Here is a 24,206-nt window from a genome sequence, read left to right as displayed (position 1 = left end):
GGCGCTGCCCGCAATGCGCGGGGTCAATGCCGCGGCATCGACCCGGCGGCATCAGCGAATTAGCGTGCCGGCCAGCGCGGCGGCGACCAGCAGGGCGCCGAGCCACAGATTGGCGCGAAACAGCATGAAATTGCGGTCGGGGCGCTGGATGTCGAATACCTTGAGCTGCCATGCCAGATGCACCGCGACGGCGGCGATGCCCGCCTGATAGGCCCAGGAAAGGCCCATCGCATGGCCCCCCCAGGCCCACAGCGCGACGGTGGCGACATAGAAGCCGCCGATCCAGAGCTTGCCCTGGTCGCCGAAGCGCATGGCGGTGGAATGCAGCCCCAGGCTGCGGTCGTCGCGCACGTCCACATAGGCGTAGATGCTGTCGTAGCCCACCTGCCAGAGCACGGCGCCCAGCCACATGGCGACAGCGGCCAGCGGAACGTGGTTCTGCGTGTCCGACCAGGCCATGAGCATGCCCCAGTTAAAGCAGATGCCCAGCACCACCTGCGGCCAGTAGGTGACGCGCTTGCACAGCGGGTAGATGAAGACGAAGGGCAGCACGGCGACGGCCAGCCAGCGGCTCATCTCGTTCAGGAAGAACAGCAGCGAGCCGCAGACCAGCAACTGGCCGAGCAGGAACCACACCGCGTTCTTCATCGTGAGCTGGCCGCTGGTCAGCGGACGGAAGCGCGTGCGTTCGACGTGCTTGTCGAAGTTGCGGTCGCACATGTCGTTGACCGTGCAGCCGATGCCGCGCATCAGCAGCGCGCCCAGCGAAAACACGATCAGCCGCCGCAGGTCGGGCAGGCCGCCCGCGCTTTGCACGAGCGCGGCGATGGCCGGCAGCAAGGTCAGCCAGGTGCCGATGGGGCGGTCCAGGCGGCACAGGCGGGCGTAGGGCCGCCAGGATTTGGGAAGCCAGCGTTCGACCCAGTCGGTGAAGACAATGTCGCTGAGGTCGGCGGGAGGTTGTTGCGAGGCGCTCACTGTCACGGTCAAAAAATGGTCGGGAAAGCCGACAGCATAAAACAACAGCGTGGGGAGGGGCGCGCCGCCAATGTGGGATCAAGCGGGGCCGCCGCGGAGCCGGCTTTGCCAGGCCGCGCGCGGCGCCCCTTGAGGGGGAAGCGCCGGAGGCGCTTCGGGGGTGGTGGGTCTACTCTGCCTTCAGCAGTTTGCCCAGGATGGCGATGCCGGCGCGGATCTTGTCTTCCGGCACGGTGGCAAAGCTCAGGCGCAGCGTGTTCCGCTTGCCGGCGCCGCTGTAGAAGGGCGCGCCGGGCACGAAGGCCACGTTCTGCGCGATGGCCTTTTCCAGCAGCTTGGTGCTGTCGATGTGCTCGGGCAAGGTCAGCCAGATGAACATGCCGCCTTCCGGCTTGGTCCAGCTGACGGTGGCAGGGAATTCCTGCTTGATCGCTTCCAGCATGCAGCTGCCCTGCGCGCGGTAGATCTCGCGCACGTTGGGCAGGTGCTCAGCCAGGAAGCCGTCCTTGACGATCTCGTACACGGCCATCTGGGTCAGTGTGGGCGTGTGCAGGTCGGTGGCTTGCTTGGCTTGCACCAGCTTGTTGATCAGGGGGCGTGCGCCGGCGATGTAGCCCAGGCGCAGGCCGGGGGCCAGCACCTTCGAGAACGTGCCCAGGCGCACGACGTTGGCGCCGTATTCGGCGGCCAGCGCGATCAGGCCCGGCTGCGGCTCGCCTGCGTAGCGCAGTTCGCCGTAGGGATCGTCTTCGATGATGGTCAGGTTCAGTTCCGCGGCGCGCTTGACCAGCGCGATGCGGCGTTCCAGGTTGAGCGTGCGGCCCGTGGGGTTCTGGAAGTTGGGCAGGGCATACAGGAAGCGCGAGCCGTCGGCCAGTTCGGGGGTGATGGCTTCCGGGATCAGGCCGCCTTCGTCGGTGGGCACGGGCACGAACTTGGGCTGGTACAGGCTGAACGACTGCAGCGCGCCCAGGTAGCTGGGGTCTTCGACGAGCACCTTGCTGTCCTTGTCGATCAGCACCTTGCCCAGCAGGTCCAGCGCCTGCTGCGAACCCGACACGATCAGGATCTGGTCGGCGGCGACATTGGCGCCGGCGCTGTTCAGGTCGTCGGCAACCCATTGGCGCAGGGGCGCGTAGCCTTCGGTCGGGCCGTACTGCAGGGCCGCGCGGCCGTTGGTGGCCAATACCTTGTCGAATGCGGCACGCACCACTTCTACCGGGAAGCCGCCGGGCGCCGGCAGGCCGCCTGCGAACGAAATGACTTCGGGGCGCTCGGTTACCTTGAGGATCTCGCGGATGGCGGAGCTGGTGAGTTGCTGGGCGCGTTCCGAGAAGGAAAACGCAGGTTCGAAAGGCTTGTCCATGGAGTGCTTCTTGATCAAGAAGGGTGGAAGGGGTGAGGCGTTCGTCAAAAAAGTATTGTCCCACACGGTAACAGCCCGGCCCCTTTAACGCGCGGAACCCCTAAAATCACCTGCATCGATAACCGCCTGTACAGTTACATTTTCCCTATGTTCGAAGCCGCTCCGATCGTCGCCGACTCCAAGGCCGCCCTGTACGCCGAACTGGCCGTCCAGGCCCGCGCCCTGCTGGAAGGCGAGCCCGACCGCATCGCCAACGCCGCCAACCTGAGCGCGCTGGCCTACCAGGCGCTGCCCGACCTGAACTGGGCGGGGTTCTATTTCTTCGACGGAACCGAGCTGGTGCTGGGCCCCTTCCAGGGCAAGCCGGCCTGCGTGCGCATTGCGCTGAACCGCGGCGTGTGCGGGGCGGCCGCGAGCCAGCGCCAGACGCAGCTGGTGCCGGACGTGCATGCGTTCCCGGGCCATATCGCCTGCGATGCCGCGTCGCGTTCCGAAATCGTCGTGCCGCTGGTGCACGAGGGCAAGCTTGTCGGCGTGTGGGACGTGGACAGCCCCGTGCCGGACCGCTTCGACGAAGACGACCGCAAGGGCATGGAAGCCCTGTGCGCGGTGTTCCTGGCTCGCCTGGGCTGATCCGGCGCAACCCGCGAGCCGGCCGCCGTTGACACGGCGCCGGGCGCCCGGTAGATTTCCGCATCCGCCGCTCAACGCGTCCATTTCATTCATGATTCCTCAGGCCATCCAATCCGCTTCCTGCATCCGCGCCCTGTGCGTGGTGCTGGCTGCCGCCGGCCTGAAATCCAAAAAACAGCCGCTCATCTGACCGGAGCATGCTGTTCCGTCAGATGGGCGACGGAACAGCGGCCTCCTGGCGGCGCTTTGGCGCCTCTGCGCGCACCTCTAGTATCCCGAGCACTTCTGTACGGCCCAACCACGGTCCATACCGAAGGAGTGTTCACATGCAATCTCATCAATCTTCGTTCCAGGGCGTCTGGGTGCCCCTCGTCACGCCGTTCTCCGGCGGCGCCGTGGATGGCGGGGCCTTGCGCCGCCTGGTGCGCCACTACGCCGCGGCGGGCGTGGACGGGCTGGTCGTGTGCGGCAGCACCGGCGAGGCCGCCTCGCTGGACGATGCCGAACAGCTGGCCGTCCTGGACGCCGTGCTGGCCGAGGCGGGCGGGCTGCCCGTCATCATGGGGTTGGCGGGCAATCACCAGGGACACGTGCTGCAACGCCTGTCGGCGTTCGGGACGCGTCCGCTGGCGGGCATCCTGGCGCCCGCGCCGTATTACGTGCGCGCGGGGCAGGAAGGCGCCGCCGCCTACTTCCGCTGCCTGGCCGATGCCTCGCGCTTTCCCCTGGTGCTCTACGACATTCCCTACCGCACCGGCACGACGCTGGACACAGGGACGTTGCTGGCGCTGGCCGCGCACCCGAACATCGCCGCGGTCAAGGACTGCGGCGGATCGTTGGAGAAGACGCTGGCGCTGATCGCCGACGGGCGGATGAGCGTGCTGGCCGGCGAAGACCTGCAAACGCTGTCCGCGCTTTGCCTGGGCGGCAGCGGGATGATCGCCGCGGCCGCGCATATCCGGCCCGACCTGTTCGTGGCGATGCATCGGGCGGTGCGCGCGCAGCAGCTGGACCAGGCCAGGAAGCTGTTCCACGCGCTGGCGCCGGTGATCCAGCTTGCGTTCGCGGAGCCCAATCCCGGCCCCCTTAAGGCGCAGCTGGCGCGCCAAGGCCTGCTTTCCGAAGCGCTGCGCCCGCCGATGCCGGCGGCAAGCGCGGCGCTGGCCGAACGCATGGCAGCGGCGGTCGCGGGCCTGAACCGCCAGTTTCCCTGCGGGTAGGCGGAAGTTGGCGCGTGGTCCGTGAGTTTTGTGGTGTTCGGATTCATTTGGTAATAATTGACTTACCGGGAAGCTGACGGATTGCTTATGATCCCGCCATTCTCAGGGTGAAGCAAAACGTTCATGGGCCAAGCTTTTGAAGCCTTGTCCGCCTGGCAGGTCATGCTGGCGGGCCTGCTGTTCTTCGGCGGCATTTATCTGGTTTTCGGCGCGGCAACGTGGCTGCTCACGCAATATGTCCTGCCGGCGCTGGGCATCGGCCGCCCGCTGGATCCGCGGCCCCTGGCGCCCGGACAATTGCGCCGCGAATTTGCCCAGTCCGGCCTGTCCGTCCTGCTGTTCGGCACGGGCATGATCTTTCCCTGGGGTCTGCTGCAATTGGGGTGGGCACGCCTGGATCCGGATGCGGGCTGGCAGAAGATCGTCGTGGAAATCCTGGTGCTGGTGGCCTGGAACGACGTGCATTTCTGGATCAACCACCGCCTCTTGCACACCAGGCTGCTGCGCCGCTTCCACCTGCCGCACCATCGCTCGGTCGTGACCACGCCGTTCTCCACCTACAGCTTCCATCCCATCGAAGCGCTGATGCTGGGCAACGTGATCATGCTGCCGATGGTGCTGCACGATTTCAGTTTCTGGTCGCTGGCGTCGGTGCCGCTGTTCAGCCTGTTCTTCAATTGCATCGGGCACGCCAATTACGACTTCTTTCCCAAGGTGTCGTACGCGCATTGGTTTGCCGCCAGCCGCCGCCACCATCTGCACCATGCCTGCTACAACGGCAACTATGGCTTCCAGTTCACCTTCATGGACCGCCTGTTCCGCACCCGGCTGAGCGCCGGCGCGGCGGAGCGCCAGCTGGATGCCTTCCGGCAGCGAGAGTCGCTTGGCGGACCGGCGTAGTCCGCGGCGCGGGCTGCCGTCGCTGCGCAACCGGCGCGACTGGCAGAGCCTGGCCTACCTGGCCGCGCTGCCGGCGCTGGCGGCCTGGCAATGGATCAACGGATTCTGGTGGCCGCTCTATGCGCTGATGCTGTTCCTGACGCTGGGCGTCGGGGTCATCCATCACAACCATACGCACATCCGGATGTGGCGGGGCCGCTGGACCAACCGCGCCACGGATTTCTGGATCACCCTGCTGCAAGGGCATCCGACCTTCGTGTTCTATCCGGCGCACGTGGCCAACCATCACCGCTACAAGCACGGAGCGCGCGACGCGGCGCGCACTTACCGGTTCGGCGGCGACACGAACCACCTGTGGGGCTACGCCGTTCATCCGGTGCAGGCCGGCTGGGTGCTGTACCCGCTGTTCTTCGCGTGGCTGGGCCGACTGCGCCGCCATTGGCCGGGCGCATGGCGCTATTGCATGGCGCAGTACGGCGCGTGGCTAGGCCTGTGGGCGGGCCTGCTGGCCGTGAACCCGGCGAAGGCGCTGGTGTTTGTGATCGTGCCGCAGCTGCACGGCCTGCACTGGCTGCTTGCCACGAACTACCTGCAGCACGCGCACGCGGACGGCGGTCCGCGGCACCTTGCCGGGTTGAACTACGCGCGCAATTTCGAGGGCCTGGTCAACCCGCTGCTGTTCAATATCGGCCTGCACACCGCGCATCACGAGCATCCGCGCGCGCACTGGTCCGAACTGACCCGTCTGCACCGCGAGCACTACCGCAGCCGAGTGCTCCCGGCATTGAACGAACGCGGGCTGCTGCCCTACATGTTCCGCGTGTTCGTGCTGGGCGCCTTCGCGCCGCGGTTCCGCAGCCGTTCATGCATGGCGCCCGAGCACGTACGCTAGCGCCGCATCCTCACATTCCCACTAGAGACCCGCCATGCCCATTGCGTTTCATCGTGTCTACCTGGAGAGCGCCGGCTATTTCATGCCGGGCGAGCCCGTATCCAACGAAGCCATGGACAGCTACATTGCGCCGCTGAACCGCATGTCCAGCCGGATCAAGAGCCGCATCCTGGCCGAGAACGGCATCAAGCACCGCTACTACGCGATCGATTCCGAAGGCGCCACGGTGTACTCCAACGCGCAGCTGGCGGCCAACGCCATCCGCGACTGCCTGCGGCGCCACGACAGCGACTTGTCGGCCGTTTCCCTGCTGACGAGCGGATCGTCCGGCGGCGATGCGCTGATGCCGGGCTTTTCCAACATGATCCAGGGCGAGCTGGCCGCGCAGCCCATGGAGACCTTGTCGGTGCATGGCATCTGCGCCGCGGGCGTGTCGGCCATCCAGGTGGCCGCGCAGGGCGTGGAGATGGGCGGGCACGCCAGCGCTCTGGCGGTGGCCAGCGAGCTGCCGTCGCGCCTCTTCAAGCGCTCGCGCTTTGCCGCGCGCGGCTACGACGCCGATTTCGACGCGCACTTCCTGCGCTGGATGCTGTCGGACGGCGCCGGGGCGGTGCTGCTGGGCAATAGCGGCCGGCCGCTGCCCGGCGCGTCGCAAGGCGTGCGCCTGCGCTTGAAGTGGGTGCACCAGCGCTCGTTCTCGGGCGACTACCCGGTGTGCATGCAGCTCGGGCTGTCGGCCGACCGCAACAAGGGGCATCTGGACTACCCGTCCTGGAACGAGGCCGAGGCGGATGGCGCGCTGTCCTTGCGCCAGGACATCCGCCTGCTGCCGCATCTGTTCGATATCGGCATCCATGAGTACGCAAAGCTGGTGCGCGATGGCTGGGTGGATCCGGATCAGGTCGATCATTTCCTGTGCCATTACTCGTCCGAGAAATTCATCCCGGTGGTGGAAGGCCTGATGGAGAAGGCCGGCCTGGTGATTCCGCGCGAGCGCTGGTTCAGCAACCTGGCATGGCGCGGCAACACGGGCGCGGCGTCCATCCTCATCATGCTGGCCGAGTTCCTGGAAACCCGCGAAGTCAAGCCCGGCGAGCAGATCTTCTGCTACATCCCCGAGTCCGGCCGCTTCATGGCGGCCTACATGCTGCTGGAGGCGGAAGCCGTCCATGCCAGGCCGGTCGCCGCCGGCGCGCCCGCCTCGGCGGCGGCGCGTGAAGACGCCTTGAGCGGCGACGCCGATGCGATCGCGCCGCCGCACGACCCGGACATGGCGCCGCAAGGCCTGGGGCAGCTGCTGACCGAGCTGGCCGCGATCTGGCACGACTACCGGTCGCGCGTGTGGCGCACGCCGGTGGTGCGGCGACTGCGCAACCGCCAGTTCGAGACGGCCGATTACCTGAACTGGATGGAGAACTGGATTCCGCAGGTGCGCGAGGGCAGCAAATGGATGCGCGAGGGCGCGGCGTCCTTGTCCGCGCAGTACGCGCCGCTGGCCGCGCTGATCGACATGCATGCGGGCGAGGAGCAGAACGACTTCGAGATCCTCTTTCAGGACTACCGCAACGCCGGCGGCGCGGTGGACAGCATCGACGCCTTGCGCCGCAACCCGGGGGGCGAAGCGCTGAACGCCTATCTGCATGGCCTGGCCGCCACGCGCGATCCGATCGGCCTGCTGGGCGCGATCTACATCATCGAGGGCACCGGACAGCGCATCGTCCCGGCGCTCCTGCCGCTGCTCAAGGCCAGCCTGAAGCTGCCGCCCGACGCCTTCCGTTTCCTGGAATACCACGGCCATAACGACGAGCATCACCTGGCGCGGTGGCTGTCGGCCGTGGAGCTGGCGCTGGACTGCGATGAGGACGGCCGCGCCGAGCAGCGCATCGTGGACACGGCGCGCCGCACGGCGGCGCTCTACCTGATGCAGTTTCATCATGTGATGGAGGGCGACGCGGCATGAACAAGGAACCGGACTTTCTTGCCAACGGGCACGATCCGGCGGACCCCAGCCCCTGGCTGGCGCTGTACCTGGACCGCAGCACGCCCTTGCCGGACAAGGTGAAGAAGGCGTGGCTGACGGATTCAAGCTGCGCGTCGCGCCAGTACCTGCTGCCGTTCCTGCGCCCGCTGGCGCGCGCCTTCATCATCCTGATCCAGGTCGTCAAGACCTTCCTGCCGCGCCGCTGGTCGCATTCCCGGCTGCTGCATCGCATCCTGGCCTGGGGCCTGAAGCGGTTCGTGTCGCCCGAGGCCAACTGGCTCATCCTGCGGCACTTCCACCTGGGCGCGCAGGCCCTGGCCTTCATCGCGGCCAACTCGCCGGTGCGTATCACGACCACGCCGCTCGAGCCGATGGAGATCGACGACCTGAAGGACGAACTCTTCGTCAAGCACGACCTGAACCTGTTCAACTTCGTCATCCGGCTGAACCAGGCGCTGCGCGACGCCGGCGTGGAGATGCATGCGCCGCAGCGGGTCGACTTTTCGATGATCCAGGACCCGCCGCTCAAGCTTGAAGACATGCCGCAGGGCAAGCTGAATTTCCTGGACCTGCAAAGCGCCATCGAGCTGTTCACGCCGCTGTACCAGCTGATGCTGACCGACAACGACTTCTGGCGCGCGGCCAATTCGCTGCAGCTCGACGAGACCATCGGCATCTACGCGGCCAAGCTGCTGGGGGCGCCGCAGCATCTGATCCTGGTCAACAACAGCCATCCGCTGGTGCCGATGTCCACCCTGCGCGCGGGTTATCGCCTGGTGCTGCACGGCCTGTCCACCGAAATGCTGCACAGCCTGCTGATGGAAATGAAGGCGGCGCAGCAAGGCGCGGAGCCGCCGGCGCCGATCGCGTAGCCCCTGCGGCCGGCTAAGTGTTGACCCTGCGTTACACGGCCCGGCCCCTGGGCTATATTGCGACGCTTGTCCGGCACGCCCCGCCGGGCGGCGCCCGCGCCGCTTGAAACCTTCTTCCGGAAGTCTCGCACATGCCCCAGACCCTTGAGGTCATCGCCACCGTTCTGTTCGCCGTGGCGGTCCTTCATACCTTTTCGGTTCCCTTCTTTGCGCGGCTGGCGCATCGTGGCGGGCCGCATGCGGGGTTCTGGCATTTGTTCTCGGAGGTCGAGGCCGTCTTCGGCGTCTGGGCCTTTGCGCTGATCGTGACGATGGCGGCGTTGGCGGGGCCCTCGAGCGCGATCGAATATATGGATACGCGCAACTTCACCGAGCCGCTGTTCGTCTTCGTCATCATGGTGGTGGCGGCCAGCCGGCCGATCCTGGAACTGGTGGGCCTGGCGGTGCGGGTGGTGGCGCGCGCGCTGCCGCTGCCGCGCGAACTGGCCACGTTCTTCGTCGTGATGGCGCTAGTGCCGCTGGGCGGCTCCTTCATCACCGAGCCCGCCGCCATGACGCTGGCGGCCATCCTTTTGCGCGATGCCTACTTCCGCACCAGTGGACGGGCGGGCTTCAAGTACCTGACCCTGGGCGTGCTGTTCGTGAACGTGTCGATCGGCGGGGTGCTGACGTCCTATGCGGCGCCGCCCGTGCTGATGGTGGCGACCACGTTTGGCTGGGATTCCACCTTCATGCTGCAGCACTTCGGCTGGCGCGCCGCGGTGGCGGTCTGCCTGAACGCGGGCCTCTTGACCTTCATTTGCCGCAAGGCGCTGATGGAGCGTTCGGTAGGCACGGGCGGCGGCGTGGACGGGCCCGAGGGCGCGGACAAGCGTCCCCCGGTGCCGGCGGTCGTGGTGCTGGTGCACCTGGCTTTCCTGATCGCCGTGGTGCTGACCGCGCATCATCCTGCCATCTTCCTGGGCCTCCTGATGATGTTCATCGGGTTCGCCGAAGCCTACAAGCGGCACCAGAACCGCCTGATGATCAAGGAAGGGCTGATGGTGGGCTTCTTCCTGGCCGGGCTGGTGGTGCTGGGCGGATTGCAGAAATGGTGGCTGCAGGACCTGCTGGGTGGACTTGAGCCGTTCGTGCTGTTCTGGGGGGCGACCGCGCTCACCGCCATTACCGACAACGCCGCGCTGACCTACCTGGGTTCGCTCGTCGAGGGCACCAGCGAGGCCTGGCGCTACATGCTGGTGGCCGGGGCGGTGACCGGGGGCGGGCTGACCGTGATCGCCAACGCGCCCAATCCGGCGGGCTTCGCCATCCTGAAGAACCACTTTCCCGGCGGCAGCATTTCGTCGGGCCGGTTGTTCCTGTCCGCTCTGGGGCCGACCCTGGTGGCGGCGGTGATGTTCCTGCTTCCCGTATAGGGGAAAAGGCCTGCCTGCCGGGGGGCGGGGCCTTCGGGATGGCAGGCCTGGGGCAGGCCCGCGGGACCAGACACCGACGCTTCACGAAAAACCGCTAAAATTCAAGACTTTCCCGTATTTTTCCGGCCTTGCCCAGCCGCCGCGCCAGCCTCTTTCGTGCGGCGACAGGCGGCTTTTGATATGCCGGGCTTGCGCCTGGGAGCCCCTCGATGCCCATCTACGCTTACAAATGCAGCGCCTGCGGCCACGCCAAAGACGTCTTGCAGAAGATTTCCGATGCGCCGCTTTCGGATTGCCCCGAATGCGGACTAAGCACGTTTTCCAAGCAGGTGACCGCGGCTGGATTCCAGCTCAAGGGTTCCGGCTGGTATGTCACGGATTTCCGTGGCAATGGCAATGGCGGCGGCCAGGCCGCGTCGCCGGCAAGCGCCGCGGCGCCCGCTGAAAGCGCCGCGCCTGCCGCACCCGCCGCAGCGCCCGCCGCTCCGGCCGCTCCGGCGGCGCCCGCCGCCGGCAGCGCTGCCTCGTAGAGCGCACGCGATGCGGATGCGCGTCATCAAGAAGTACTTCATCACCGGCCTGCTGATCTGGGTTCCCCTGGTCATCACGGTGTGGGTGCTGGGTTTGCTGGTCGCCACCCTGGAAGGGTTCGTGCCCGGCTTTTTGTCGTCCGAATCGCTGTTCGGCATCGACATCCCCGGCTTCCGCTTCGTCCTGGTGATCGTGGTGGTGCTCCTGACGGGCGTGTTCGCGGCCAACCTGATCGGCCGCACCATGGTGGACCAGTGGGAAAACCTGCTGGGCCGCATTCCCCTGGTGCGGTCCATCTACAACTCGGTCAAGCAGGTCAGCGATACCGTGCTTGCCCCGAACGGACAGGCGTTTCGCCGCGCGGTGCTGGTGCAGTATCCGCGGGCGGGCTCCTGGACCATTGCTTTTGTCACCGGCACGCCCAGCGGTGAAGTGGCCGACCGCCTGCCCGGCGACCACATCAGCGTGTACGTGCCGACGACGCCGAATCCCACGTCCGGCTTTTTCCTGATGGTGCCTCGCGCTGACGCGATCGATCTTCAGATGAGCGTGGACGCGGCATTGAAGTACATCGTTTCCATGGGCGTTGTCGCCCCGGCCCTGGCGGCGACGCCCGCGGACCGGCCGGCTCCGCTCTCTCCGGCTCCCGGCGTGCAAGACGCGCCTCGCGCCGATTCGTAACCCTTACGCTCAAACTAAGCACACAACGGAGTCATCCCGCATGCGTACCTGCTACACCGGCCAGGTTTGCCGTGACCATCTCGGCCAGACTGTCACCCTGTACGGCTGGGTGAACCGCCGCCGCGACCACGGCGGGGTCATCTTCATCGACTTGCGCGACCGCGCGGGCCTGGCTCAGATCGTGTTCGATCCCGACAACGCCGCCTTCGCCACCGCCGAGCGCCTGCGCAACGAATTCTGCGTCCGCGTCACCGGCCTGGTGCGCGAGCGTCCGGCGGGCACCGCCAACGCCGAACTGGCTTCGGGCGAGATCGAAGTGCTCTGCAAGGAAGTCGAGATCCTGAACGCGTCGGTCACGCCGCCGTTCCAGCTGGATGACGACAACCTGTCGGAAACCACTCGCCTGACGCACCGCGTGCTGGACCTGCGCCGCCCGCAGATGCAGCGCAACCTGATGCTGCGCTATCGCGTGTCCATCGAAACGCGCAAGTTCCTGGACCAGCTGGGCTTTATCGACATCGAAACCCCCATGCTGGCCAAGAGCACGCCGGAAGGCGCGCGCGACTACCTGGTGCCCTCGCGCGTGAACGCCGGCCACTTCTTCGCGCTGCCGCAGTCGCCGCAGCTGTTCAAGCAGATGCTGATGGTCTCGGGCTTTGACCGCTACTACCAGATCACCAAGTGCTTCCGCGACGAAGACCTGCGCGCCGACCGCCAGCCCGAATTCACCCAGATCGACTGCGAAACCTCGTTCCTGAACGAATTCGAGATCCGTGAAATCTTCGAGAACCTGATCCGTCACGTGTTCAACGTGGTGCAGGGCGTCGACCTGCCGTCGCCGTTCCCCATCATGCCCTGGACGGAAGCGATGCGCCGCTACGGCTCGGACAAGCCGGACCTGCGCGTGCAGCTGGAATTCACCGACATGACCGACGTCATGTGCGATGTGGACTTCAAGGTGTTTGCCGCCGCCGCGACGGCGCCCGGCAGCCGCGTGGTTGCCCTGCGCGTGCCGGGCGGCGCCGAAATGTCGCGTAGCGAGATCGACGGCTATACGCAGTTCGTCGGCATCTACGGCGCCAAGGGCCTGGCCTACATCAAGGTCAACGACGTGGCCAAGGGCCGCGACGGCCTGCAATCGCCCATCGTCAAGAACCTGCACGACGCCGCGCTGGCCGAACTGGTCAAGCGCACCGGCGCGCAAGACGGCGACATCATTTTCTTCGGCGCCGACCGCGAGAAGGTCGTCAACGACGCCATCGGCGCGCTGCGCGTGAAGATCGGCCACAGCGAATTCGGCAAGAAGACCGGCCTGTTCACGGCCGGCTGGAAGCCGCTGTGGGTCGTCGACTTCCCGATGTTCGAATACGACGAGGAAGACGGCCGCTACACCGCCGCCCACCACCCCTTCACCAGCCCGAAGGATGGCCACGAAGACTTCCTGGAAACCGATCCCAGCAAGGCGTTCGCCAAGGCCTACGACATGGTGCTCAACGGTTGGGAAATCGGCGGCGGCTCGGTCCGTATCCACCGCGAGGAAGTGCAGAGCAAGGTGTTCCGCGCGCTGAAGATCGGCGCCGAGGAAGCCCGCGAGAAGTTCGGCTACCTGCTGGACGCGCTGCAGTACGGCGCGCCCCCGCACGGCGGCATCGCTTTCGGCCTGGACCGCATCGTCACGATGATGACCGGCGCCGAATCGATCCGCGACGTGATCGCCTTCCCGAAGACGCAGCGCGCCCAGGACCTGCTGACGCAAGCGCCGTCGGAAGTCGACGAAAAGCAGTTGCGCGAATTGCACATCCGCCTGCGCAACGTCGAGCCGAAGTAAGCCCAGGGGGTGGGCCCACCCCCGAAGCACCTTCGGCGGGCCCCCCTCACGGGGCCCCGCTGGCGGACCGGCAGAGCCGGCTCCGCGGCGGCGCGCCCGGGAGGGCGGGGTTCGAGGGACGAGAATGGGGCGAGCCTGCTGAAATGGAGTAATCTGGCAAACGCCGCCAGGTCTGGCGGTGTCTGGCCTGCGGGCTCCTTCCCGGGGCGGCGCGGCCAGCGGTTTCTCTGCTTTGAAAGGCGCCATTGCTTCCATGTCGCTCATCCGAGTCGTCAGCTACAACATTCACAAGGGCCGTTCGGCACTGGGCCGGCGCGACTCCCTGAATGAACTTCGCCTGGGCCTGTATGGCCTGCGCCCCGACCTGGTCTTCCTGCAGGAAGTCCAAGGCCGCAACGAGCAGAAAACCTTGCTCGACGCCCAGCACGAATCCCTTGCCGCCGCCTTGCGGCTGGACGTCGCCTATGGCCGCAATGCGATCCGCCATGCGACGGACCACGGCAATGCGCTGTTGTCGCGCTTTCCCATTCTTGACCACGAAAACGTGGATATCTCCGATCATCGCCTGGAGCAACGCGGCCTGCTGCATGCGCGCGTCGAGCTCGGCGACCGGGCGGTCCATTGCTTCGTGGTCCACCTGGGCCTGTTCGCCGGCAGCCGGAGCCGCCAGATCCTGGCGCTCACCGAACGCATCAAGAGCATGGTGCCGGACGGCGAGCCCATTCTGATCGCCGGCGACTTCAATGACTGGAATGACCGCCTGGCGCCCATGTTCGTGCAGCAGCTGGGCCTGTATGAAGTGTTCTCGCACGCCCCGCGCAGCCATGGCGGCGACCTGCCGCGGCTGCGCGACTCGGTCAAGCGCCTGAGCAACGCCCTGCGCGGCCTGCCCAACAGCGGCGTCTCCGTCATGGAGCGCACCAATCAGCTGGGCATGGACGGCAGCTCGCGCCTGATGCTGCCGCCGCCGCGCACCTTTCCCGCCGTTTTCCCGTGGTTTCGCCTGGACCGCATCTACCAGCGCGGCTTTGCCGTGCGCAGCGCGCGCGTGCTGCGCGGCCGCGAATGGGCCAAGCTGTCCGACCATTCTCCTTTGCTGGCCGAGCTGGAACTGCCGTGAAGGTAGAGCAGGACAGGCTGGAGTGGGCGCAGGGCAACGATATCCGCTTGCTTCAGAACGGCGCCGATTTCTTTCCCGCGCTGTGCGCGGCGATCGATGCCGCCGAAGTCAGCGTGCACCTGGAAACCTACATCTTCATGGTGGACCGCACCGGTACGCAGGTGCTGGAGTGCCTGACCGCGGCGGCCGGGCGCGGCGTCAAGGTGCGGGTGGTGCTCGATGGCTTCGGCAGCGCCTTGAACGTCGAGCAGGTGCGCACGGCGCTGACCAACGCCGGCGCGCAATGCCGCATTTTCCGGCCCGAGCCGCGCTGGTTCGCGCGCTTCATTCCGTCGCGCAGCCGCTTGCGGCGCTTGCACCGCAAGGTCACGGTCGTCGACGGCCGCCTCGCCTTCATCGGGGGCATCAACGTCATCGACGACTACGACGATCTCGATCCCACGGACGGCATTTCCGCGCCGCGCTTCGATTTCGCGGTGCAGGTGGAAGGCCCGCTGGTCACCCAGGCGGCCTATGCGCAGGAATTGCTGTGGGTGCGCCTGAACTGGGCGCGCCTGCGGCGCCATCCCCGCGACTGGAACCGCATGCGGCTGATCAAGCCGCGCCATGGGGCGGTGGCGCCTTGCGGAGACCTGCGCGCCGCCCTGGTGCTGCGCGACAACCTGCGCTTTCGCCAGACGTTCGAGCGCGCGTATCTGTTCGGCATCTCGCAGGCTCGGCGCGACATCCTGATCGCCAACGCCTACTTCTTCCCTGGCCGCCAGTTCCGCCGCGCGCTGGCAAAGGCCGCGGCGCGCGGCGTGCGCGTGCGCCTGCTGCTGCAAGGCAAGGTCGAATACCGCATGCAGTACCACGCCACGCGTTCGCTGTATGACCAGCTGCTGCGCGACGGCATCGAGATCTACGAATACATGCCGAGCTACCTGCACGCCAAGGTGGCCGTGATCGACAACGTGGCCACGGTCGGTTCGTCCAACCTGGATCCGTTCAGCCTGCTGCTGGCGCGCGAGGCCAATGTGGTGGTCGACGACCAGCCCTTTGCCTGGGACCTGCAGGAACGTTTGGAGACGGCGATCCGCGAAGGCGGGCGCTTCATCCGGCCGCTGGAGTACCAGCGCCGGGGCTGGCTGCGGCGCTGGGTGGACGCGGTGTCCTACACGCTGCTGCGGATCGGGGTCGCGCTGACGGGGACGTCGGACAAGTATTGAGCGCGCGCTTCAGGTGCGCGGCTTCAACAGGCCCAGCGCCAGCGCGGTGCCGACCAGGATGATGGCGGCGCCGACCGCGATGGACGGCGTGATGGCCTCGTCCAGCAGCCATGCTCCCCACACCACGCCAAAGATCGGCACCAGGAAGGTGACGCTGACGGCGCCGGTAGGCCCGACATTGGCGATCAGGCGGAAGAAGATGATGTAGGCCGCGCCGGTGCAGACGACGGCAAGCAAGATCGTGGAAATCCAGGCCGTCGCCGATGCGGGCGCCTCGGGCCAGGCCGGGATCGCCAGGGGCAGCAGCACCAGCGACGCCGCGATCATGCTGCCGGTAGCGCTGGCCAGCGGATCCACGCCGCTCAGGAAACGCTTGGTCCAGTTGGCGGCGATGCCGTAGAAGACGGGCGCGGACACGGCCGCCAGCACCGCCGGCCCGGTGCCGCCGGCGTGGAATTCCAGCTTGTCCCATACCAGCACGACGATGCCGACCAGGCCGATCAGCAGGCCCAGCGACCGCATCCAGGGCAGCTTGTCCTTGAGCCACAGCCAGCCGACCACCGCGCCCCACACCGGAGTCACCGCGTTGGCTACCGACAGGAAGCCCGCGCCCAGCGATTGGGCGGCATAGGCGTACAAGAGGAAGGGCACGGCGGCATTGAGCGTGCCGACCACCAGCAACGCTTTCCAGTGGCGGGCGATCAGCGGCAGCTTGCCGCGCCAGATCGCCGCGGGCAGCAGGAACAGGGCCGCCAGGCCCACGCGCAGTTCGATCAATGCTATCGGGCCGAATTCCTTGACCGCCACGCGCATGAACAGAAAGGAGCCGCCCCAGACCGCAGCCAGGAGCAGCAGGTCAAGCAAGTTGCGTTGACGCATGATTTGTCTCGGGTATGTCTTTATTTCCGGCTTGTGACCAGATTCTTCATCTTGACCCGATGCGCCAGCAGCGCACAGGCCAGGGACAGGACGATACACAGGACCAGTCCCGTCCGCACTCCGTTTAGTACCGTGCTGTGGGAAATCATGATGCCGACAAGGGCGGTGCCCAGCGCGCTGCCGATGGCGCGCGTCGTCTGCACCAGCGCCGATGCCACGCCCACGTCGCGGCGTTCGCTCAGCATCTGCATGAAAAGCGTCAGGTTGGGCAGCAGGAAGCCCAGCGCGCAGCCGTTGACGAAGAAGGCGCCGAGTATCCACCAGACCGAGGTGCCGGGGGCAATCAGCAGCACCATCAGCGAGCCGGCCGCAAGCAGCCCCCCGCCAAACACCATCAGGCGCTGCGGTTCGGCTTGCTTGGGGAACAGCCGGCCGTTGATGATGCTGCCGACCGAGATCGCGGCGACAAGCGGCGTCAGCAGCAGGCCGGCCTCGCTGGGGGAGTAGCCCAGCACTTGCTGCAGCAGCAGCGGACTGTAGAAGATCAGGATGAACATCACGGCGCCCACCATCATCGCGGCCAGGTTCAGCAGGCGGGATTCCTGGCCGGACAGCACGCGCAGGGGGAAGATAGGCGACTTTACGCGACGTTCGGTGGGGATCAGGATGGCGATTGCGGCCACGCCGACCACCGCCAGCGTCAGGCCCAGCAGGGGATGCGCGTGGTCGCCGCGCGCAAAGGCCAGTTCCAGGGCGGCCAGCGGCGCGCCCACCGCAAGCACCAGCAGGATGGCGCCCACCCAGTCGATCTTGCGGCTGCCGTCATGGATGGGACGGATGCGGGGGAAATAGCGCGCCAGCAGGAAGAACGCGCCGGCCGCCGCGATGGGGGAAATGAAGAAGGCCGCGCGCCAGCCGAGCGCCTGTGTGGCGGCGCCGCCCAGCACGGGGCCTATGCCGCTGGCCATTGCGAATGCCGCCGACACCAGCGCCATCCATCTCACCCGCTGCTTGGCGTCGGGAAACAGGTCGGCGGGCGCCGCGAACGCGGTGGCGATCATCATGCCGCCGCCCACGCCCTGCAAGGTGCGGAACAGGATCAGCTGGGTCATGGACTGCGCCAGGCCACAGGCAATCGAGCCCAGCGCGATGATCAGGACGGACACCAGCATCAGGGGCTTGCGGCCGAACATGTCGCCGAGCCGGCCAAAGATCAGGATGGAGGCCGCGGTGGCCAGCAGATAGCCCGTTCCGACCCAGGCATAGAGCGCCATGCCGTTGAGCGCCTCGGCGACGCGCGGCAGCGTGGTGCTGATGATGGTGGAATCCAGCGCGGCGAGCACCACGGTTGCCGACACCCCGGCCATTGCCATCAGCAGGTCCCGGCGGGAGTGGGGAGGATCGCTGGCTGGCTGGGACGGTGGCGGCGGAGTCATGCCGCCAAGGATATCACCGGCGACCTAGGGTTATCACTTGTAGAACGTGTGATATCCCCAGAAAACCGCGATCACCAGGACCACCAGCATCCATGACCAGCGCGAATTGGCCAGGCCGGGGAGTTCGGGTTCCGCAGGAGGCGGCGGGGGCGCGCTGCGCGGCAGCGCGGCCATGTGGTCGATGAAGGCGGCAAAGAACTTCTCGATGATTTTTTCGCCCGCCTTCAGGAGCAGGCCCTCGCCGCACTCGGCCAGCTTTCCGCCCGCCATGCCGGCGACCGTGTAGGCCACGCGCGTGCCCTCGTCCTTGGTGCTGAGATTGATCTGGGCGGTGCCGATCGCGAGGCAGGCGGCGCGGCCCTTGCCTTCGAACACCAGGGTACAGCTGTCCGGGGCGTTGACATCGGAGAGCAGGATTTCACCCTCGTAGTCGGTATCGATCCCGGCGATCTTGGCGCGCAGCGTGACGGCGTACTCCGTCGGACTGCGCATTGCGACTTCCACGCAGCCCGGGATGCATTTCTGCAGCACCCTCGGGTCGGTCAACGCGTCCCATGTCTGGTGTTGCGTCGAAGGAATCCATTGGGCATCGGCAATGCGCATGGCTGTCTCCTTGTGGAAGCTTTATGGCCCATTCTGGCTCCGATTGCGGCTTTTGGCTACTCCTCGACGGTCCGGCGCCGTGCGAGACGGGGGCGATGGCGCGGTGAGAGGAGGCAATTGATTGCAGGCATTCGTCTGGAAAGGCAGGTGGCGCCAATGTGGCGGATAGTGCGGCCGTAGCCCGGCACGGTAAAATCACACGTTGACCCCGCTGGATGCAGGGCTGCAGGGCCCGCCGAGGAGGGGAGGCCCAAGCCAGCGGGCTTAGGTGAAAATCCAACAAAAACGCCTGCCCATATGCACCAATTGACAATAAATCTTGCTCGGCCCTCCATGTCGAGAGCTTAGCCACTAAAATTGCGCGAATTACAAACCCGGTGTTTTTATGGTTTATGTGCTAGTTGCATTTCTGATTTCGCTGGTGCTCACGCTCCTACTGGTGCGTTACAACACGCTGCACGCTAAATATACTTCTGATCACGACGTTTCCGGCGTCCAAAAATACCATATTATCCCCGTGCCCCGGGTTGGGGGGATATCGATAATCGTTGCGATGTTCGGCATCTGCATAGTCGCTGCGTTCCGGGAGCCGTCGTTGCTGCGGGAATTGCTAACGCTCATGGCGGTGTCCCTGCCGGCGTTCATAGGCGGCTTGGCGGAGGACCTTACCAAGAAAGTGCGCGTGCTTGTGCGCTTGGGCCTGGCAATGGTGTCGGGGGGCGCCGCCTATTATTTTCTCGGGGCGGAATTGACCCGGCTGGATATCATTGGCGTCGATTGGCTGCTTCAATATACCGTTATTTCATTCGTCTGCACCGCGATCGCCATGGCAGGGGCCGCGAATGCCATCAATATCATTGACGGCTACAACGGCTTGGCCGCGGTCATCTCGGCCATGATATTTGCCGGGTTCGCCTACGTATCCTATTACCTCGGGGACCGGCTGCTGCTCGTGACGGCGGTGGGCATGATCGGGGCAATTGCGGGGTTCCTGGTGTGGAATTATCCGCGGGGCCTCATCTTCCTGGGAGATGGCGGGGCATATTTCGTAGGGTTCATGATCGGTGCGCTCTCCGTGCTGATGCTGGCGCGGCATCCGCAAGTGTCGGCGTGGTTCCCGTTGTTGCTCTGTATTTATCCAGTGTTCGAAACCCTGTTTTCGATATACCGCAAGAAGTTTCTGAGAGGCCAGTCGCCCGGCATGCCGGACGGGGTGCACCTGCATATGCTCATATACAAAAGGCTGATTCGCTGGGCGGGCGGCCAGGAAGTGCGGCACCAGGCGCAGCGCAATGCCATGACTTCGCCTTACCTGTGGCTGCTGTCCTCATTTGCAGTAATACCGGCAGTGTTGTTCTGGCAGTACGAGTACATACTCATTTTGTTTGCGTTCCTGTTTTCCACCACCTATCTGATTCTTTACAGAAAACTGGTCCGGTTCGACATGCCTCGGTGGCTGGTGATGAGGCAGCGGAAAAGGCCGCGGCATAAAAAACACAAACCCTGAGAACATGAGTTCGTCGCGGTCCTAAAATTTACAAGTACTACGAATAACAGGAATTAATAATCGTGCTGTCCACAGGGAAGTGCGTCGCCATTTCGGCGATATTTGCGTTGCTGCTGCTGATCATGCTCCCCTTGCGGCCCGTGCTGCAGGCTCCAGGAGGCCTGACGATTACCGCGACGGGCGAGCGCAATCCCTTGGCCAAGTCCACGGAGGTTTGGCTCTCTACATCCCTGGCCGATGCGATACGGGATTCGGCAACGCGCTTTGATAGCGGCTGGGAGCGGCGCGATGGCAGCCTGGTGTCGTTCCGGAATCAGCCCGCAACCATTCAATCGAATATCCAGGTCGAACCCGGGGCTTCCCTGATATTCACGAAGCACGACTATTCTGGAATAGTCGAGATCCGCAGCGGCGATTTTGTGCAACGCTACGACCTGTATTCGGTCACGCCCGGCGCATTGAAAATAGACCTCTCCGAGCTGAGCGTCGGACGCACCATATTGAAAGGCGCGCTGATTTACGCAGGCGCGTTCGCGGCATTCCTGGCCGCGGTACTTTTCTTGGCGCGCATGCCAAGAGCCGGCGCCCCTGCGGCGGCTGGCGAGAATGAAGCCCCCAGGCTCAGCCTCTGGTTCGCGGCTCCAAGCATTTTGATCTACTCCTTCGTGCTTGCGGCGTACTGGCCGGCCCAGATGTCGCCGGATTCGATTGATCAGTGGCGGCAGATTGTGGAGGGGCATTATGGCGACGCGCACCCCGTAATGTCGACTATTCTGTACCAGCTGGCGTATCTGGTATATCCGGCGCCGCAGACCCCGGCGATATTTCAGATCATTGCCTACGCGGCGGTGACCTGGTTCTTCCTGCGGGAAGCGAAGGCCTGGGGCGCGCCTACGTACGTGATTGCGATTGCAGCTGTGCTGTTTCCGCTGTTTCCGGCCAATTTCATGCTCGTCACGACGCTGTGGAAAGACGTTCCGTTCACCATCGGCATCATACTCCTCAGTACCCTCGCGGCTCGAGAAGTAAGGCGGGGCCTCACCCTGGCGTGGGGCTCGGTTATCGCGATGAGCATGGCGGGCATATTGACATTCGGTGTACGCCACAACGGAATCGTCATTGTTGTCTTGTTCTTTGCCCTGCTCTTCCTTTTTGCGAAGGGCCGTGGCAGAAAATTGAGGGTAGGCGCCGCGCTGGTTGCGCAGCTGGGCGTATTTTTGATCCTCAAGACGTTGCTGCTGAGCGCCTTGGGCGCATATCCCATGCCCGCTCACTATCGCTCCATTTTTGCGCTTCATGTGCTCGGCGCGATGGAAACCGCAGGCGTGCAATTCGAGGGCGCAGACAAGACGCTGATGGAAAAGGTCCTGCCGCGCGAAGAATGGGTCCAGGGATATGACTGCCGATCCGTGGTCCCGCTGTTCTGGAACAAGCACATTTCCTACAAAGAGCTTTCCACCAGCACCGGTGACCTGAATGCCTTGATGTTCAAGGAAATCATGCGCCATCCCCAAGTATTCCTGCGCCATCAGCTGTGCGTGACCGGCTTGATTTGGCGGATAGGCGGCGGGAACAACGAGTTCGTTGCGATCTCGCCGGCGGGAATCACCAACATGCCGGAAGGCAAGGCGCTGGGCTTGGCCACGCGCTCGATGCTCCCTGAAGCCAAACAGACGCTGGACACATGGCACAGTCAGATCTTTGCCAAAAGCGGCGTCTACACGCGCCCGGCCCTGTACGTGCTGCTGGGACTCCTGGCCATCTTGATGGTGATGTATCGTAGCGTGCCCGCTGCTGCCCTTATTTTTGCGCCGGCGCTGTTCAATTGCCTGGGCCTCGGGATACTCATGAGTGCGCAGGACTACCGCTATCTGTGGCCTTCAGTGGTGCTGTCGCTGCTCGTCATCGTGCTGGCCATAGGCATGGCCGCCGCGGGCGCGCGGGCGGGTGAAATATCTTATCGGGCTAAATGATGTCTGCCAAAATCGCCGTTGTTATTCCAAGCTATAAGGTGACGAAGCATATTCTCGGAGTTATCGAGAGTATTGGGCCCGAAGTCGGCCGGGTGTATGTGGTGGATGACTGCTGCCCAGACGCCTCGGGAAAGTTTGTTCAAGAAAATTGCAGCGATCCCCGCGTCGTGGTGCTGCGCAATGAAGTGAACCAAGGGGTTGGGGGCGCAGTCATGGCCGGCTACCGCGCAGCCATGGCGGATGGCATGGACATCATGGTGAAACTGGACGGCGACGGCCAGATGGACGCCAGGCTCATCCCTGATTTTGTGGCCCCCATAATGCGCGGCGAGGCCGACTATACCAAGGGGAACCGCTTCTTCAATCTTGAGGAAATCAGGGCCATGCCCAAGGTCCGGTTGTTCGGCAACGCTGTGCTATCGTTCATGACCAAGCTGTCCTCGGGGTATTGGAATTTGTTCGACCCCACGAACGGATATACCGCCATTCATCGCGAGGTTGCGCGGCATCTTCCGATGGAGAAAATCAGCACGCGTTTCTTTTTCGAAACGGATCTGTTATTCAGGCTGAATACGCTCCGGGCCGTGGTGGTCGATGTTCCCATGGACGCAAAGTACGGCGATGAAGTCAGCAACCTGAAAATAGGAAAAATCGTCGGCGAGTTTTTTGTGAAGCATGTCCGCAATTTTTCCAAGCGTATTTTTTATAACTATTATCTTCGGGACATGTCGCTTGCGTCGATTGAGTTGCCTCTCGGATGTCTCTTGATTTTGTTTGGCAGCTTGTTCGGAATTTACAATTGGGTTGAGGCGGCGGACGTGGGTTCGACCACCTCTGCCGGGACGGTAATGCTGTCCGCGCTGCCCATTATCATCGGGCTGCAGTTGGTGTTGGCGTTCGTTGGACACGATATCAGCGCGGTGCCCAGTAGGCCGTTTCACCGGGTGCGTGGAAACTCGGCGTTGGGCTTGAAAGATTCGGAGAAATGAATTGCATAATGAAGACAAGGCATGGGTGGACTATCGGGAGAAGTTTGCCGATGTTTACGACGAGAGCAATTATGAAAGGCCGCTGCAATCATGGGTGATGCGGGCAAGCCATAAGCTCACCGAACAGCCATTCGGCCCCGCCGCCAAGTTCGGCCGGGTGTTGGAAATTGGCGCGGGCACCGGCGAACATCTGTCATTTGTCCAGCATCAGTTCGATGAGTATGTGCTGACGGACATGGACCCAAAGACCCTGGAAATCGCTGCCAAGAAGATCGGCGATCAGCACGGCGGACGGGTTTCATATTCGGTGCAGACCGGTGCGGACATCGATTGCCCCGATAATACCTATGACCGCGTGATCGCAACCCACGTGCTCGAGCATATTTATTATCCCCACCTGGCCCTCAAGGAATGGCAACGCGTCTTGAAGCCCGGCGGCACGTTGTCAATTCTTATCCCCACCGACCCCGGATTCGCATGGCGGCTGGGGCGCCGCCTTGGCCCCCGCAAGGCGGCCTTGGCGATGGGCATCGCTTACGATTACGTGATGGCGCGCGAGCATGTGAATCCGTGCAATAACCTCATGGCGATCTTGCGGCACTATTTCCCCAAGGCGCAGGAAGCCTGGTGGCCCACCAGGCTGGCCGCAATGGATTTGAATCTGTTTGTCGCGTTTCACGCCGTTGTTGATAAACCGGGCGTGGCGGGTAAATGATCTACGTAGCTGCGGTCTTATGCGTCGTAGGCTTGGCGATAGGCCAGATCTTGTTCAAGGTCAGCGCTTCCGCGCTGGCCCAGACCGGTACGTTCTTTTCTGCGAAGCCTCTGGGCGCTTTGTTCGCAGCGATGGTGCTGTATGGGATTACGTCGATTGCATGGGTCTGGGTGCTTCAACGCGTGGAATTGGGACGCGTGTACCCCATCATGGCGCTGGCGTTCATCCTGGTGCCGCTGGGTAGCCACCTGGTTTTTGGGGAACGATTCAACATCCAGTATTTCTTCGGCATCGCGCTGATCATGGTGGGGATCGTCGTAGCGGGAAAATCCTGACTTTTCAATGCGTTGGGGGAGGTTACCCGGCGCTTCCGAACGTATGGATTGGCAAAAAAGCGCAAACTCCGCGGCACGAGGCTTCGGGCATGTGTATTCTCCCTTCGCTCGTTTAGAGACTGGGCAACCGTGCCCGGAACGCAG

At 64.5% G+C, this 24,206-nt stretch carries 22 protein-coding genes; 17 read left to right on the top strand and 5 right to left on the bottom strand.

Going from position 1 to position 24,206, the window contains the following annotated elements; genetic code table 11:
- Positions 1 to 51: 51 nt before the first annotated feature.
- A complete protein-coding gene (gene ubiA, locus ACFWP0_RS01370; RefSeq protein ID WP_377839206.1) occupies positions 52 to 978 on the bottom strand; it encodes a 4-hydroxybenzoate octaprenyltransferase in 927 nt (308 codons plus the stop codon).
- A 169-nt stretch (positions 979 to 1,147) separates the two neighbouring features.
- The gene (locus ACFWP0_RS01365; RefSeq protein WP_377839204.1) at positions 1,148 to 2,344 is read right to left on the bottom strand and encodes a PLP-dependent aminotransferase family protein; all 1,197 of its coding nucleotides are present in this window, start codon (positions 2,342 to 2,344) and stop codon (positions 1,148 to 1,150) included.
- A gap of 147 nt (positions 2,345 to 2,491) precedes the next feature.
- On the opposite strand from ACFWP0_RS01365, the gene ACFWP0_RS01360 reads away from it, so the two are divergent.
- The 12 genes from ACFWP0_RS01360 to clsB all read left to right on the top strand — a co-directional run bounded on the left by ACFWP0_RS01360 (position 2,492) and on the right by clsB (position 15,625).
- On the top strand, positions 2,492 to 2,977 hold the full coding sequence (locus tag ACFWP0_RS01360) for a GAF domain-containing protein (RefSeq protein WP_377839203.1): 486 nt from the start codon (positions 2,492 to 2,494) through the stop codon (positions 2,975 to 2,977).
- A 326-nt stretch (positions 2,978 to 3,303) separates the two neighbouring features.
- Positions 3,304 to 4,197 (top strand): 4-hydroxy-tetrahydrodipicolinate synthase, encoded by an 894-nt coding sequence (gene dapA / locus ACFWP0_RS01355; RefSeq protein ID WP_377839201.1) that lies wholly within the window; start codon positions 3,304 to 3,306, stop codon positions 4,195 to 4,197.
- A gap of 123 nt (positions 4,198 to 4,320) precedes the next feature.
- Positions 4,321 to 5,097: a sterol desaturase family protein gene (locus ACFWP0_RS01350; RefSeq protein ID WP_377839200.1), complete on the top strand. Its 777-nt coding sequence runs from the start codon at positions 4,321 to 4,323 to the stop codon at positions 5,095 to 5,097.
- The gene (locus tag ACFWP0_RS01345) at positions 5,081 to 5,989 is read left to right on the top strand and encodes a fatty acid desaturase (RefSeq protein ID WP_377839199.1); all 909 of its coding nucleotides are present in this window, start codon (positions 5,081 to 5,083) and stop codon (positions 5,987 to 5,989) included. Before ACFWP0_RS01350 ends, ACFWP0_RS01345 begins: the two co-directional genes overlap by 17 nt.
- Before the next feature lie 34 nt (positions 5,990 to 6,023).
- Positions 6,024 to 7,949 (top strand): iron-containing redox enzyme family protein, encoded by a 1,926-nt coding sequence (locus ACFWP0_RS01340; RefSeq protein ID WP_377839198.1) that lies wholly within the window; start codon positions 6,024 to 6,026, stop codon positions 7,947 to 7,949.
- Positions 7,946 to 8,842, top strand: coding sequence for a DUF6999 family protein (locus tag ACFWP0_RS01335; RefSeq protein WP_377839197.1), 897 nt, complete (start codon positions 7,946 to 7,948; stop codon positions 8,840 to 8,842). The genes ACFWP0_RS01340 and ACFWP0_RS01335 overlap by 4 nt, the downstream gene beginning before the upstream one ends.
- 131 nt (positions 8,843 to 8,973) lie before the next feature.
- Positions 8,974 to 10,257, top strand: a complete 1,284-nt coding sequence (locus ACFWP0_RS01330; RefSeq protein ID WP_377839196.1) for a putative Na+/H+ antiporter — start codon at positions 8,974 to 8,976, stop codon at positions 10,255 to 10,257.
- Positions 10,258 to 10,466: 209 nt separating this feature from the next.
- Positions 10,467 to 10,787 carry an FmdB family zinc ribbon protein gene (locus ACFWP0_RS01325; RefSeq protein ID WP_377839194.1) on the top strand — a complete coding sequence of 107 codons (321 nt, stop codon included), beginning with the start codon at positions 10,467 to 10,469 and terminating at the stop codon, positions 10,785 to 10,787.
- A 16-nt stretch (positions 10,788 to 10,803) separates the two neighbouring features.
- Positions 10,804 to 11,469 (top strand): DUF502 domain-containing protein, encoded by a 666-nt coding sequence (locus tag ACFWP0_RS01320; RefSeq protein WP_377839193.1) that lies wholly within the window; start codon positions 10,804 to 10,806, stop codon positions 11,467 to 11,469.
- Positions 11,470 to 11,509: 40 nt separating this feature from the next.
- The gene (gene aspS, locus ACFWP0_RS01315) at positions 11,510 to 13,297 is read left to right on the top strand and encodes an aspartate--tRNA ligase (protein WP_377839191.1); all 1,788 of its coding nucleotides are present in this window, start codon (positions 11,510 to 11,512) and stop codon (positions 13,295 to 13,297) included.
- Positions 13,298 to 13,550: 253 nt separating this feature from the next.
- The gene (locus ACFWP0_RS01310; RefSeq protein ID WP_377839190.1) at positions 13,551 to 14,417 is read left to right on the top strand and encodes an endonuclease/exonuclease/phosphatase family protein; all 867 of its coding nucleotides are present in this window, start codon (positions 13,551 to 13,553) and stop codon (positions 14,415 to 14,417) included.
- On the top strand, positions 14,414 to 15,625 hold the full coding sequence (gene clsB / locus ACFWP0_RS01305) for a cardiolipin synthase ClsB (RefSeq protein WP_377839189.1): 1,212 nt from the start codon (positions 14,414 to 14,416) through the stop codon (positions 15,623 to 15,625). The genes ACFWP0_RS01310 and clsB overlap by 4 nt, the downstream gene beginning before the upstream one ends.
- A 9-nt stretch (positions 15,626 to 15,634) precedes the next feature.
- Here clsB and ACFWP0_RS01300 read toward each other — a convergent pair whose 3' ends face one another.
- From ACFWP0_RS01300 to ACFWP0_RS01290, 3 genes are all read right to left on the bottom strand, one after another.
- Positions 15,635 to 16,504 (bottom strand): DMT family transporter, encoded by an 870-nt coding sequence (locus tag ACFWP0_RS01300; RefSeq protein WP_377839187.1) that lies wholly within the window; start codon positions 16,502 to 16,504, stop codon positions 15,635 to 15,637.
- Positions 16,505 to 16,524: 20 nt separating this feature from the next.
- Positions 16,525 to 17,877, bottom strand: a complete 1,353-nt coding sequence (locus ACFWP0_RS01295) for an MFS transporter (protein WP_377839186.1) — start codon at positions 17,875 to 17,877, stop codon at positions 16,525 to 16,527.
- A gap of 96 nt (positions 17,878 to 17,973) precedes the next feature.
- A complete protein-coding gene (locus ACFWP0_RS01290; protein WP_377839185.1) occupies positions 17,974 to 18,543 on the bottom strand; it encodes a carbon monoxide dehydrogenase subunit G in 570 nt (189 codons plus the stop codon).
- 385 nt (positions 18,544 to 18,928) lie between these two features.
- Between ACFWP0_RS01290 and ACFWP0_RS01285 the strand changes: the two genes are divergently transcribed.
- The 5 genes from ACFWP0_RS01285 (at position 18,929) to ACFWP0_RS01265 (ending at position 24,062) form a co-directional block, all read left to right on the top strand.
- Positions 18,929 to 20,050: a glycosyltransferase gene (locus ACFWP0_RS01285; RefSeq protein WP_377839184.1), complete on the top strand. Its 1,122-nt coding sequence runs from the start codon at positions 18,929 to 18,931 to the stop codon at positions 20,048 to 20,050.
- 62 nt (positions 20,051 to 20,112) lie between these two features.
- Positions 20,113 to 22,023: a hypothetical protein gene (locus ACFWP0_RS01280; RefSeq protein ID WP_377839183.1), complete on the top strand. Its 1,911-nt coding sequence runs from the start codon at positions 20,113 to 20,115 to the stop codon at positions 22,021 to 22,023.
- Entirely contained in the window at positions 22,020 to 23,012 is a 993-nt protein-coding gene (locus ACFWP0_RS01275) for a glycosyltransferase family 2 protein (RefSeq protein WP_377839181.1), read from the top strand. The genes ACFWP0_RS01280 and ACFWP0_RS01275 overlap by 4 nt, the downstream gene beginning before the upstream one ends.
- Position 23,013: 1 nt before the next feature.
- Entirely contained in the window at positions 23,014 to 23,727 is a 714-nt protein-coding gene (locus tag ACFWP0_RS01270; RefSeq protein ID WP_377839180.1) for a class I SAM-dependent methyltransferase, read from the top strand.
- Entirely contained in the window at positions 23,724 to 24,062 is a 339-nt protein-coding gene (locus tag ACFWP0_RS01265) for an EamA family transporter (RefSeq protein ID WP_377839179.1), read from the top strand. The genes ACFWP0_RS01270 and ACFWP0_RS01265 overlap by 4 nt, the downstream gene beginning before the upstream one ends.
- Positions 24,063 to 24,206: the final 144 nt, after the last annotated feature.

This window comes from Achromobacter sp. NPDC058515 (assembly GCF_042721735.1).
GTDB lineage: Bacteria > Pseudomonadota > Gammaproteobacteria > Burkholderiales > Burkholderiaceae_B > Achromobacter.
Note: the sequence above shows the minus strand (reverse complement) of the source record. Positions and strands in the feature narration are given on the sequence as shown.

Excerpts from the sequence above, each read along its gene's own strand:
- ACFWP0_RS01365 (WP_377839204.1), bottom strand. The coding sequence starts at position 2,344 with ATGGACAAGCCTTTCGAACCTGCGTTTTCCTTCTCGGAACGCGCCCAG.
- ACFWP0_RS01360 (WP_377839203.1), top strand. The coding sequence starts at position 2,492 with ATGTTCGAAGCCGCTCCGATCGTCGCCGACTCCAAGGCCGCCCTGTAC.
- dapA (WP_377839201.1), top strand. The coding sequence starts at position 3,304 with ATGCAATCTCATCAATCTTCGTTCCAGGGCGTCTGGGTGCCCCTCGTC.
- ACFWP0_RS01350 (WP_377839200.1), top strand. The coding sequence starts at position 4,321 with ATGGGCCAAGCTTTTGAAGCCTTGTCCGCCTGGCAGGTCATGCTGGCG.
- ACFWP0_RS01340 (WP_377839198.1), top strand. The coding sequence starts at position 6,024 with ATGCCCATTGCGTTTCATCGTGTCTACCTGGAGAGCGCCGGCTATTTC.
- ACFWP0_RS01335 (WP_377839197.1), top strand. The coding sequence starts at position 7,946 with ATGAACAAGGAACCGGACTTTCTTGCCAACGGGCACGATCCGGCGGAC.
- ACFWP0_RS01330 (WP_377839196.1), top strand. The coding sequence starts at position 8,974 with ATGCCCCAGACCCTTGAGGTCATCGCCACCGTTCTGTTCGCCGTGGCG.
- ACFWP0_RS01325 (WP_377839194.1), top strand. The coding sequence starts at position 10,467 with ATGCCCATCTACGCTTACAAATGCAGCGCCTGCGGCCACGCCAAAGAC.
- ACFWP0_RS01320 (WP_377839193.1), top strand. The coding sequence starts at position 10,804 with ATGCGCGTCATCAAGAAGTACTTCATCACCGGCCTGCTGATCTGGGTT.
- aspS (WP_377839191.1), top strand. The coding sequence starts at position 11,510 with ATGCGTACCTGCTACACCGGCCAGGTTTGCCGTGACCATCTCGGCCAG.
- ACFWP0_RS01310 (WP_377839190.1), top strand. The coding sequence starts at position 13,551 with ATGTCGCTCATCCGAGTCGTCAGCTACAACATTCACAAGGGCCGTTCG.
- ACFWP0_RS01300 (WP_377839187.1), bottom strand. The coding sequence starts at position 16,504 with ATGCGTCAACGCAACTTGCTTGACCTGCTGCTCCTGGCTGCGGTCTGG.
- ACFWP0_RS01295 (WP_377839186.1), bottom strand. The coding sequence starts at position 17,877 with ATGGCAATGGCCGGGGTGTCGGCAACCGTGGTGCTCGCCGCGCTGGAT.
- ACFWP0_RS01290 (WP_377839185.1), bottom strand. The coding sequence starts at position 18,543 with ATGCGCATTGCCGATGCCCAATGGATTCCTTCGACGCAACACCAGACA.
- ACFWP0_RS01285 (WP_377839184.1), top strand. The coding sequence starts at position 18,929 with ATGGTTTATGTGCTAGTTGCATTTCTGATTTCGCTGGTGCTCACGCTC.
- ACFWP0_RS01275 (WP_377839181.1), top strand. The coding sequence starts at position 22,020 with ATGATGTCTGCCAAAATCGCCGTTGTTATTCCAAGCTATAAGGTGACG.
- ACFWP0_RS01265 (WP_377839179.1), top strand. The coding sequence starts at position 23,724 with ATGATCTACGTAGCTGCGGTCTTATGCGTCGTAGGCTTGGCGATAGGC.